The sequence below is a fragment of the Salidesulfovibrio brasiliensis JCM 12178 genome (assembly GCF_001311825.1).
GTDB classification, from domain to species: Bacteria; Desulfobacterota; Desulfovibrionia; order Desulfovibrionales; family Desulfovibrionaceae; genus Pseudodesulfovibrio; species Pseudodesulfovibrio brasiliensis.
This window is the reverse complement of the sequence record NZ_BBCB01000095.1, coordinates 1-10,602: the sequence shown is the minus strand read 5'-3', so window position 1 is coordinate 10,602 and position 10,602 is coordinate 1. Positions and strand designations below refer to the sequence as shown.

The following is a 10,602-nucleotide window of genomic DNA, read 5'->3' as shown; positions in this document are numbered from 1 at the left end:
TGCTTTTCGGCGGCTTTGCGGCGCAGTTAGCCTCCGACTGCCGGCTGGGTCTTTCCGCCGCGCCCGACCCGAAAAAACGGCGAGGCCGCCGCCTTCCTTCAGCAGGGGCGGGACTGCGTGCCGGATGAGCTGATGCGCGGCCGTGACGCTGGCGTCCATCACCTCGGCAAAAGAGGCGTCATCCAGCTCCCATACAGCGGGGCCGGGATGCAGCACGCCCGCCGCGTGAATGAAGCCGACGAAGTAGTGTATTTTGGTGGCCAGCTCCACAAGCTTCTTTGCCACGCGCGGGTCGGAGGCGTCTCCGGCCACGGCTTCGACCTCTGCCCCGAGGGCCTTGCATGCAGCCTTGACGTCCAGCAGACGCCTTGAGCTGCGGGCGTTGAGCACCATGTTGACTCCGCGCGCCGCAAGCAGTTTGGCAAGGGCCGCGCCGATGCCGCTTGAGGCTCCGGTTATCACTATCGTTTGATTTTTCAGCGCAATCATATATTCTGATACCTCATGCTCGGGCTTGTATATGGTTCGGCAGTTATCGCATATTCGGCCTTCGGGCAACAAGGGCAAGCACATGGATACCAAAGAACGCGAAGATTTTACAAACGTCATCAAAAAGGAACTGGAAGCTCTTCGGGAGCAGCTGCCCTCTCTTGAGAAGCGCATGGAGCCGGTTTCTCCGGATGCGTCCATCGGCAGGCTCAGCCGACTGGACAACATGGTCAATCAGGGCGTGGTCGAGAAGCAACTCTCCAACACCCGAGTGCGTATTCTCAAGCTTGAGGAAGCCCTGCGCCGTGTGCAGGAGGACGAAGACTTCGGCCTCTGCGCCGAATGCGGGGACCCGATCCCGCTCAAGCGTCTGCTGGCCATGCCCGAGGCGGAGCTCTGCGTGGAGTGCGCTTCCTAGATTTCCTCATCCGCGGACACCACTCCCCGCGTCACCATCCCCACAGCCAAGGCAAACATGACGTATCCCGTCAGGCACTCGAACACCGTGAGCACCTTCGCAAGCGGCGTCAGAGGCGTTATGTCTCCGAAGCCGAGGGTGGTCATGGTCACCACACTGAAATAGAGCGAATCGACGAGCATGGCCGAGCCTTCGCCAAAAGGGAACTGGGTCTCGGAAAGCAGCCCGTAGCGGTGCAGCAGGTTCAGGCCCGCATTGAGAAGCGTGAAGCCCGCCACCACGTTCACGTAGATTTCCGCGAACCGCCAGACGTCCGCGCCCGTCGGCAGCGTGCCCGGACGGATAAGGGTCCTGATGGTCCGGGCAAAGCGCCGGATGTGTCGAAGGATGACAGCCAGCAGCAAAACGGTCAGCACCAGCACGCCTTCCATGCTGACCAGCAGGAAGACCGTGCTGCCGCCACAGGCGGCGGATGTCGCAAAGGCGAGCAGCCGGTCGCGGCGTAGGTGTGCCCTGTCGAGGAACTCCCCGGCCGGGGAGAGCCTGTTGACGATGAAATGATGGAACAGCGCGGTGACAACGGCCGTGAGCAGGCCCGTGAATGTCCCGGCCAAAAGCAGGGTTCGCAGTGACTGGTCCGAGGCTGTGCCGCCCATGTCTCCGGCCAGCGGGATCAGTACGAGCATCCCGAAGAAAAAGCTCGGCACGATGTGGGCGAGGACGAGGTTGACGATTCCGGATCGGGTGCTGCGCATGAGAATCCCTTTTTCGTTTTCCTATCCCGATTTGTCGGAAAAGGGCAAGGCGTGAACATACTAAAGGTATTGATGGCTTGTCATGCCTGCGCACAGGTTCTTTTCAAAGAGAAAAGTGATGGAAACCCCGGTGGTCGGGCTGTCTGCATGCCCTTCACGGCGTGAAATCGACACGGATGTATGCCACGGAAGGCCCGGCGGACTTGACTAACAGCCGACAATGGAATAACTCACGGTCTCTTTGCCCGTGCTGGACGGGCCTTTTGTGCGTGGAAAACGACGGACGACGGGAGTTTACGAAGTGTTCGACAGCCTTCAGGATCGGCTACAAGGGGCTTTCAAGAAGCTGCGCGGCCAGACTCGACTTGATGAAGAGAATATCAAGGAGGGGCTGCGCGAGGTTCGTCTTGCCCTTTTGGAAGCGGATGTCAACTTCAAGGTCGTCAAGGACTTCGTCAATCAGGTCAAGGAGCGCGCCCTCGGCGAGGACGTCCTCAAGGGCCTGAATCCCGCGCAGCAGGTCGTCAAGATCGTCAACGACGAACTGGTGGAGCTGCTCGGCGGCGAACAGACCGGCGTGAATCTCGACGCCGACCCGCTCAAGATCATGATGGTCGGTTTGCAGGGCTCGGGTAAAACCACCTCGTCGGGCAAAATTTCGCTCTGGCTCAGAAAGAATCACAAGCGCAAGCCCTACCTCGTCCCAGCCGACGTTTACCGTCCCGCCGCAATCGACCAGCTCCACACGCTTGCCAAGCAGCTCGACGTTCCCGCGTATCCGTCCACCCCGGACATGAACCCGGTGGATATCTGCAAGGACGCCGTGGTCAAGGCGAAGGAAGAGGGATGCGACGTCATCCTCTTCGACACCGCGGGCCGACTGCACATCGACGAACCCTTGATGGACGAGCTCAAGAACATCAAGTCCGAGTGCGCCCCGCAGGAAGTTTTGTTCGTGGCAGACGCCATGACCGGTCAGGACGCCGTGACCGTCGCCGAGAAGTTCAACGAGATTCTCGACATCTCCGGCGTGGTGCTGACCAAGATGGACGGCGACGCCCGCGGCGGTGCGGCGCTCTCCATCAAGTCCGTGACTGGCAAGTCGGTCAAGTTCGTGGGTGTGGGGGAAAAGCTCTCCGAGCTGGAACTCTTCTACCCGGACCGCATCGCCTCTCGCATTCTGGGCATGGGCGACATGCTCACCCTCATCGAGAAGGCGCAGTCCACCATAGACGAGGACGAAGCCAAGGACATGGCCGACAAGATGGCCAAGGCCCAGTTCGACCTCGAAGATTTCCGGACCCAGATGCGCCGCATCAAGAAGCTGGGTTCCATGGAAGGCCTTCTGAAGATGATTCCGGGAATGGGCGGCATGCTCAAGCAGCTCGGTGATGCCCAGCTGCCGGAAGACGAGATGAAGAAGACCGAGTCCATCATCGGCTCCATGACCATGGAGGAGCGTCGCAACCCCGACATCCTCAAGGCCGGCAGCCGCAAGGAGCGCATCGCGAAAGGTTCCGGTGTGGCCGTTTCCGATGTCAACTCACTCTTGAAGAACTTCAAGCAGATGAGCGGCATGATGCAGCAGATGATGGGCGGCAAGAAAGGCAAGAAGGGCAAAATGGGAATGCCCAAGATGCCCAAGGGGCTCGGCGGACTCGCCGGTCAGCTGCCCGGCATGGGCGGCGGAGCCGGAATGCCCGGAATGGAAGGGATGGAGGGAATGCCCGGAATGGACGGAATGCCCGGTATGCCGGGGATGGGCGACGATCAGCCCGCACGCAAGGGCCCGTCCAAAAAGACCCTCAAGGAACGGAAAAGGAAGAAACTCAACAAGAAGAAAAACCGCAAGAAGAAGAAAAAGTAAGTCTTTGGGCGGAAACTGTTGGGTATTATAAAAAATGGCGACTACTTGCCAAAAACTGGCTTAAAACGTAAAGAATAAAAACTGGGGGTATTGACACCATGGCTATGAAAATTCGACTGACCCGGATGGGTTCCAAGAAGCGTCCGTTCTACCGCATCGTGGCTCTCGACAGCAAGACTCGCCGCGACGGTCGTCCGGTTGAATATCTTGGCCACTACAATCCCATGGTCGAGCCCGCCGAGGTGAAAGTCGACGTGGAAAAGGTCGAGAAGTGGATCGCCAAAGGCGCCACTCCGTCCAATACTGTTCGTTCCCTGCTCAAGCAGGCCGGAGAGTAGTTCTTGCGCTACTGGTCCGGGCTTGTTTGGCGGAACTTCATGTTCAGAGGCGCACTCACACTGTACCGCCTGTATCGGAGGTAGATCATGCTGAAGGAACTGATTGAGTTCATTGCCAAAGCCCTAGTGGACAACCCGGACGAAGTGCAGGTTTCCGAAGTCGAAGGCGAGCAGACTTCGGTGATCGAGCTCAAGGTCGCGAAAGAAGATCTGGGCAAGGTCATCGGGAAGCAGGGCCGTACGGCTCGGGCGATGCGCACTCTTCTGGGTGCCGCGTCCACCAAGCCCGCAAGCGCGCCGTCCTGGAAATCCTCGAGTAGGAGACCATGGCCGCAGCCGCCAAGACTGCACCCGACAAGTCCTTTGTGACCGTCGGGAAGGTGGTCAAACCGCATGGCATTCGCGGGGAGTTCAGCATGCACTTGTATGCTGACTCCCCTTTGCTGTTTGACGAAATCGGTTCGGTTTTCCTTTTCTTCGGGAAGGGCAGACCGAAGCGTTTTGCCGTGTCCAAGTGGCGGAAGCACAAGGGCATGATCCTCATGACGCTTGAAAAGGTCGAGGATCGTGATCGCGCTGAGGAACTGCGCGGGGCCGAAGTGCTCGTCCGCACCCGCGACCTGCCCGAGATAGATGACGACGAGGTCTACCTCTATCAGCTTGAAGGGCTTCGCGTGGAGTTGTCTGACGGCACGGAGGTGGGCGTCCTGAGCGGTTTCATCGAGACGCCGCAGCAGGAGACCTGGAGCATCACCATGCCCAACGGCAAGGAACTGCTGCTGCCCGCAGTGCCCGAGTTCGTCCTCGACATCGACCTTGACGCCGAACGCATCGTCATCGACCCGCCCGAAGGGTTGCTTGACGTCTGCATCAGCTAGCCTGCGGCGCGTCCCTGTTTCATTTCCCGCGAGGAACCCATGAATTTCCATTTGGTCAGCCTTTTCCCGGAGTTTTTCGAGACACCGCTTTCGTCCGGGCTCATGGGCAAGGCCGTGGATTCCGGGCTTGTGCACTTTGAGCACGTCAACCCGCGCGACTTCACCACCGACCGGCACAAGACCGTGGACGACCGGCCCTACGGCGGCGGTCCGGGCATGGTCATGATGCTCGACCCGCTGCACAAGGCCATCCAGAGCATTGAGCGTCCGGGCCGCATCCTGATGATGTCGCCGCGTGGCCGCACCTTTGACCAGTCGTTTGCCCGCGAGCTTTCCCGCGAAGAAGACGTGACCATTCTCTGTGGTCGCTACGAGGGCATCGACGAGCGCCTTCTGGACCTGCACGACATCGAGTTGGTCAGCGTGGGCGACTTTGTGCTCAACGGCGGCGAGGTCGCTGCCGTGTGCATGACCGAGGCCGTGGCGCGGCTGGTGCCCGAGTTCATGGGCCACGAGGATTCCGGCGAGGAGGAGAGCTTTTCAGCCAGCATGCTGGAATACCCTCACTACACCCGTCCCGAGGAGTACGAGGGGCTCGCGGTCCCGGAGATCCTCAAGGGCGGCGACCACGGCCGAATCGCCTCGTGGCGGCGGGAGCAGGCGCTCACCCAGACGCTTGAGCGGCGACCGGAGTTGCTGGACAAGGCCCGGCTCACTCAGGAGGACATCGACGTCCTCTGCAATATTTCCCGGCACCGGCTTGGCCGCAACCTGTATATGGCGCTTGTGCACTATCCGGTGTGGAACAAGCACAAGCAGAAGGTCGCGGTCTCGCTGACAAACCTCGACGTCCACGATATGTCCCGCGTCACGCGCTCCTACGGCATGGGCGGATTCTACGCGGTCACGCCGCTGGAGGACCAGAAGGCCCTTGCCCGGTCGCTGCTGGACCACTGGGTGGACGGTGCGGGTGCCAAGGCGAACCCCGACCGGAGCGACGCCCTGTCCATGGTTTCCGTTGTGGACGATTTGTCGCAGGTTGAGGTTGACATTTGTTCCAGAACAGGGCAAAAACCCCTGCTCGCGGCAACGTCTGCGAAGCTGGATTGGCGAAAGGGGGCTCCACCGCCCATGGCGATGGACGAAATTCGCAACCAGCTGGAATCACGTCCCGTTTTGCTTGTTTTCGGAACAGGCCACGGATTGGCCGAAGAAGTGCTCGACGCATGTGACGGCACGCTCAGGCCCATTCGCTATCTGGACGACTACAATCACCTGTCCGTGCGAAGCGCGGTGGCCATCACCATTGACCGCCTGCTCGGGGACATTTGGTAAATATTCGTTTTTTATAAGGAGACTGACATGAACGCCATCAAGAAGATCGAAGCCGAACACCTTCGTCTCGACGTGCCCCAGTTCAAGGGCGGTGACACCGTGAAGGTTCACTACCGCATCATCGAAGGTGAAAAGGAACGTATCCAGGTCTTCCAGGGCACGGTCCTGCGCGTGCGCCGCGGCACCACCGACTCCACTTTCACCGTCCGCAAGATTTCCGACGGTGTCGGCGTTGAGCGCGTGTTCCCGATGCACAGCCCCTACATCGACCGCGTTGAAGTGGTCTCCGAGGGCAAGGTCCGCCGTAGCCGCATCTACTACCTGCGCAACCTGCGCGGAAAGGCCGCCCGCATCAAGGCCAAGGAAATCTGGGAATAACCCTCCCGGCTCCCACAGCCTGAGTTTTTTCGGCAGCCGCCTCGTGTTTCACGGGGCGGCATGTCGTGTTTCAGGCTGTATGTAAATCGACCGCAGCGTGCAAGGAAACACCATGCGCATGGGATCGCTCATAACCACCGCCAGTATCCCCGCAGACAGTGTCGCCGGTGTCGACGAAGCCGGGCGCGGCTGCCTTGCCGGGCCTGTCGTGGCCGGGGCGGTCGTCCTGCCCGATGCCTATGATCTCCCGTTGCTGACCGACTCCAAAAAACTCTCCGCCGAGCAGCGTGAAATCCTCTACGACGCCATCCGCGAGCAGGCCCTGTGTTGGGCTGTCGGTGTGATCTGGGCGCCGGAAATCGACCGCATCAACATCCTGCAGGCCACCTTTCGGGCCATGGGCAATGCTCTCGCGCATCTTCGCAACAGGCCGAAACTGGCGCGTATCGACGGGAACCACGTCATCCCCGACCACGTCCTGCCGTTCGACATGGCGCAGGAGGCGGTTATCAAGGGTGACGGCAAGATTCCCGCCATCTCGGCCGCGTCCATCATGGCCAAGACTTTCCGCGACAGGCTGATGGTCAAGCTCGCCCGGCGCTATCCCGCATACGGCTTCGACAAGCACATGGGCTACGGCACCAAGGTGCACCTTGAGGCGCTGAAAGAGCGTGGTCCCTGCCGCCAGCACCGTATGTCCTTCAAGGGCGTGCTGCCGGAGAAGAAGGCCGAGAAACAGGCCGGGCTGCCGTTCTAGCCCATATTTCGCGTATACTCTCTCCCGGTTGGGAGCGCCTGTCCTCGCTGTTTCCTTTCACTAAAAGCCGTGCTATCGAGAATTTCCGCGCTCTGTGCGCGAGACCTCCACAGGAGAACCCACATGTCCGGCAGAATGCCCTGGCCCGATTACTTCATGAAAATTGCCCATCTGGTCGCACAGCGCTCCACCTGCACCCGTCGCGCGGTGGGCGCCATCGCTGTTATGGAAAAGCGAGTGGTCGCAACCGGTTATAACGGCGTGCCCTCGGACGTGGCCCACTGCGAAGAGGTCGGCTGCATCCGCGAGACCATGAAAGTCCCTTCCGGCCAGCGCCACGAACTGTGCCGTGGCCTGCATGCCGAGCAAAACGTCATCATTCAGGCCGCCACGCACGGGCTGTGCCTGCGCGGTTGCGACATTTACTGCACCACCCAGCCGTGCCTGATCTGCACCAAAATGCTCATCAATTGCGGTGTGCGAAACATCTATTACGCCGAGCATTATCCCGACGAACTGGCCGAATCCATGCTGGCCGAAGCGAACGTGCATCATGAGCTGCTCTCGGGCAAATACCTCTAGCGAACGCTTCATGGAGCGGGCCGTGGAGCTGGCCCGGCAGGGACGCGGCCCCACCGCGCCCAATCCGTGCGTCGGTGCAGTGCTGGTGCACGACGGCCGCATCGTTGCCGAGGCTGGCACACCCGCGTCGGTAGGCTTCATGCCGAGCGCGAATGTCTGGCCGACGCCACAGAGAAGGGGGTCTTAGAGCGCATCTCCGCTGCCGACTGCACCCTCTACGTAACCCTTGAGCCCTGCAATCATCATGGCCGCACTCCGCCGTGCACCGAGGCGATTCTCGAAGCGGGCATCGGCGAAGTGGTGGTTGGCTTTCGGGACCCCAACCCCGTGGCTGCAGGCGGTATCGAACGTCTGGAAAGCGCGGGTGTTCGCGTCCATACCGGGGTGCTCGAACAACAGTGCCGCGACCTCGTGGCCGATTTCCTGCTCTGGCAGCAGACCGGCCGCACCTATAACATTCTCAAGCTGGCCGCCACTCTGGACGGCAAGATCGCCGCGGCAGACGGCTGCCCGGAGCCGGTCTCCTGTCCGGAATCTTTTGAAGCCGTGCAAGGCATCCGCTCCTTCGTCGATGCCGTAGTGGTGGGCGGCGAGACCTTCCGCAATGACAACCCCTCGCTGACCTGCCGCTGCGCAGCGTTGCCGGAAAGCTTCCGCCAGCCGCTGGCTGTGGTGGTGACATCCGCGCTGCCCTCGCCGGACGCTGACCGTAAACTGGTCCGGGAAAGGCCGCAGGACCTGATCTTCTGGACGGGCGAAGCGCAAGCAAGCTCTGCCGAAGCCGACGACTTGCGCCAACGCGGAGTCCGCGTTCTCGGGCTGCCGCAAGGCGCGGACGGTCTTCTTCTCGAACCCGGCTTCGAGTGGCTGCGCCGTGAGTGCGGGTGTCATTACACCATGGTTGAAGGCGGCGGACGACTCGCCCTGAGCCTCACGCTTCAGGGGTTGGCCGACGAGATCGACTATTTTCTCGCCCCCAGAATCCTCGGCGATGCCACCGCCCGCAGCGCTTTTTCCGGACGCAACGGCATCCGCATCGCGACGCGATCGACTATCGCATCAGCCGGGTCGCCCAAAGCGGCAATGACATCCGGCTGACGCTCATGCCCGCTTCGTAGCATGAAGTCAAAAAGCGTCATTTAATATTAGTTCATAGATTTCAGTCTATAACCGTAGAAGTGATAGTGGTTCCACTGTTTGTGGATTCTCAAAACTGTGCTACGTTATAGCGATGGCGAAGAAAAATCCATGGTCCGTTGTTCTGCTCAGCGCGGCGTTTTCGCTTTTTTGGGCGAGCGCTGCATATGGCGGTGCGTGCGACGTATCGGGTCTTGAGTACTACACGGAGGACTTTCCTCCCTATAGCTACAAGCGTGACGGTGTCGTTTCCGGCTCATCCGTGGAATATCTGCGCGAGGCTTGGCGTCTCATGGGCGTTGCCGAGCCGGAAATCCACGTCATGCCCTGGGCGCGATCCATGGACACCGCGCTTCGCAAGCCCAATGGTGTCCTCTTCTCCTGTGCCCGCACTCCGGACCGCGAAAACTGGTTCAAGTGGGTATGCCCATTTGAGGGCGTGATGTTCGTTCTTGTCGGCCGCAGAGGCGAACCGCACAAGATGCTCCTCGGCGGAACCGTGCCTGTCCGGGTCGGTGTGGTCAGAAAGTCTGCCGGGGCGAGCCTGATGAAGACCAGTTTTCCCCGTGCGATACTGGATGACGCCCCCACCTTCAGCCAGAACGTGGACAAGCTCAATCTGGGGCGTGTCGACTACGTCCTCATGAGCGTCGATCAGGCCGACGAACTGCTCGCAACCATGGAGTATTCCGGACTGGAACGGGTTATGGACGTCGGGCGGGCCAAGCTCTGTATCGCCTTCAACCTTGATGTGCCTGACTGCGTGGTGGACAGCTTCCGCAAAGCCTTTGCGACGATGGGCAAGCAGCCCAACGCCACTGGCACGCTCGCCATCAACTAGTCCGTCGTTTACACCCGCGCCCGCACCTGATACCTAATCTCCCACGCAACACATCGGGAGGTTCGATCATGTTCACCGGACTCGTGCAAGGTACCGGCGCCATCGAAGGCGCGGAGAATCGCGGAGCCGAAACCCGCTTTCGCATTCGTGCGAACTACGCCCTCGACGCCATCGAGTTGGGAGAATCCATCGCCGTCAACGGTGTCTGCCTGACCGTGGAAACCTTCGGCGATCGCTGGTTCACGGCCTACGCCAGCCGCGAAACCATGGACGTCACCAACCTCGGCGAATTGCGTACAGGCTCCATCTGCAATCTTGAGCGCGCCCTTGCCATGGGCGACCGGCTCGGCGGTCATCTCGTCAGCGGACATGTCGATTGCATCGCCGAAGTCGCAGAAGTGCGCCCGGCAGGGGAGTCGAACATATACCGCCTCACCTTTCCTGTCTCCGAAGGTCGCTACGTCATCAAGAAAGGCTCAATCGCCCTCGACGGCATCAGCCTGACAGTGAACGCCTGCGGTCCCGACTGGCTCGAAGTGAACATCATCCCCGAGACCCAGAAAGCCACCACCATTGTACGCTGGTCACCCGGTCGTCGCGTGAACATGGAGACCGACATCATCGGCAAGTATGTCGAAAGGATGGTCGCGCCGTGGGTCGCGCAGGACGAGTCTGCCGCAAAGAAGACTTCGATAACAGAGGATTTTTTGCGGAAGCATGGATTTTAAAAGTCTTTTGAATTTGATCTGAAGTGGCCTCGTTTTTGGAAGGGGCCTTTTTTATGGAGTGTTGGGGCGAGGGGGATTTCCGCGGGCTGGCCGTTGGAA

13 protein-coding genes and 1 pseudogene are annotated in these 10,602 nt (G+C 60.3%); 12 read left to right on the top strand and 2 right to left on the bottom strand.

Annotated elements, in window-relative coordinates:
- A partial coding sequence (locus JCM12178_RS15340; RefSeq protein ID WP_172677161.1) for an SDR family NAD(P)-dependent oxidoreductase occupies positions 1 to 489 on the bottom strand: 489 nt, incomplete at its 3' end.
- Between the two features lie 82 nt (positions 490 to 571).
- On the opposite strand from JCM12178_RS15340, the gene JCM12178_RS15335 reads away from it, so the two are divergent.
- On the top strand, positions 572 to 907 hold the full coding sequence (locus JCM12178_RS15335; RefSeq protein ID WP_054652650.1) for a TraR/DksA family transcriptional regulator: 336 nt from the start codon (positions 572 to 574) through the stop codon (positions 905 to 907).
- Here the strand turns inward: JCM12178_RS15335 and JCM12178_RS15330 are convergent.
- Positions 904 to 1,662, bottom strand: coding sequence for a potassium channel family protein (locus JCM12178_RS15330; RefSeq protein WP_054652648.1), 759 nt, complete (start codon positions 1,660 to 1,662; stop codon positions 904 to 906). The two genes, JCM12178_RS15335 and JCM12178_RS15330, sit on opposite strands and share 4 nt — an antisense overlap.
- Before the next feature lie 301 nt (positions 1,663 to 1,963).
- On the opposite strand from JCM12178_RS15330, the gene ffh reads away from it, so the two are divergent.
- The 11 genes and pseudogenes from ffh (at position 1,964) to JCM12178_RS15275 (ending at position 10,503) form a co-directional block, all read left to right on the top strand.
- Complete coding sequence (gene ffh / locus JCM12178_RS15325) at positions 1,964 to 3,529, top strand: signal recognition particle protein (protein ID WP_054652646.1); 1,566 nt, start codon at positions 1,964 to 1,966, stop codon at positions 3,527 to 3,529.
- Between the two features lie 98 nt (positions 3,530 to 3,627).
- The gene (rpsP, locus tag JCM12178_RS15320) at positions 3,628 to 3,867 is read left to right on the top strand and encodes a 30S ribosomal protein S16 (protein WP_054652644.1); all 240 of its coding nucleotides are present in this window, start codon (positions 3,628 to 3,630) and stop codon (positions 3,865 to 3,867) included.
- Positions 3,868 to 3,954: 87 nt separating this feature from the next.
- A pseudogene (locus JCM12178_RS15315) lies at positions 3,955 to 4,187 on the top strand (KH domain-containing protein).
- Positions 4,188 to 4,283: 96 nt separating this feature from the next.
- Positions 4,284 to 4,745, top strand: coding sequence for a ribosome maturation factor RimM (gene rimM / locus JCM12178_RS15310; protein ID WP_245628815.1), 462 nt, complete (start codon positions 4,284 to 4,286; stop codon positions 4,743 to 4,745).
- Positions 4,746 to 4,784: 39 nt separating this feature from the next.
- The gene (trmD, locus tag JCM12178_RS15305) at positions 4,785 to 6,080 is read left to right on the top strand and encodes a tRNA (guanosine(37)-N1)-methyltransferase TrmD (RefSeq protein WP_054652640.1); all 1,296 of its coding nucleotides are present in this window, start codon (positions 4,785 to 4,787) and stop codon (positions 6,078 to 6,080) included.
- Positions 6,081 to 6,107: 27 nt separating this feature from the next.
- The gene (rplS, locus tag JCM12178_RS15300; protein ID WP_054652638.1) at positions 6,108 to 6,458 is read left to right on the top strand and encodes a 50S ribosomal protein L19; all 351 of its coding nucleotides are present in this window, start codon (positions 6,108 to 6,110) and stop codon (positions 6,456 to 6,458) included.
- Positions 6,459 to 6,570: 112 nt separating this feature from the next.
- Positions 6,571 to 7,215: a ribonuclease HII gene (gene rnhB, locus JCM12178_RS15295; protein WP_054652636.1), complete on the top strand. Its 645-nt coding sequence runs from the start codon at positions 6,571 to 6,573 to the stop codon at positions 7,213 to 7,215.
- A 123-nt stretch (positions 7,216 to 7,338) separates the two neighbouring features.
- Complete coding sequence (locus JCM12178_RS15290) at positions 7,339 to 7,797, top strand: deoxycytidylate deaminase (protein ID WP_054652634.1); 459 nt, start codon at positions 7,339 to 7,341, stop codon at positions 7,795 to 7,797.
- A 66-nt stretch (positions 7,798 to 7,863) separates the two neighbouring features.
- A complete protein-coding gene (ribD, locus tag JCM12178_RS15285; protein WP_369404539.1) occupies positions 7,864 to 8,895 on the top strand; it encodes a bifunctional diaminohydroxyphosphoribosylaminopyrimidine deaminase/5-amino-6-(5-phosphoribosylamino)uracil reductase RibD in 1,032 nt (343 codons plus the stop codon).
- A gap of 133 nt (positions 8,896 to 9,028) precedes the next feature.
- On the top strand, positions 9,029 to 9,775 hold the full coding sequence (locus JCM12178_RS15280) for a substrate-binding periplasmic protein (RefSeq protein ID WP_054652632.1): 747 nt from the start codon (positions 9,029 to 9,031) through the stop codon (positions 9,773 to 9,775).
- Positions 9,776 to 9,843: 68 nt separating this feature from the next.
- Positions 9,844 to 10,503 carry a riboflavin synthase gene (locus JCM12178_RS15275; RefSeq protein WP_054652630.1) on the top strand — a complete coding sequence of 220 codons (660 nt, stop codon included), beginning with the start codon at positions 9,844 to 9,846 and terminating at the stop codon, positions 10,501 to 10,503.
- Positions 10,504 to 10,602: the final 99 nt, after the last annotated feature.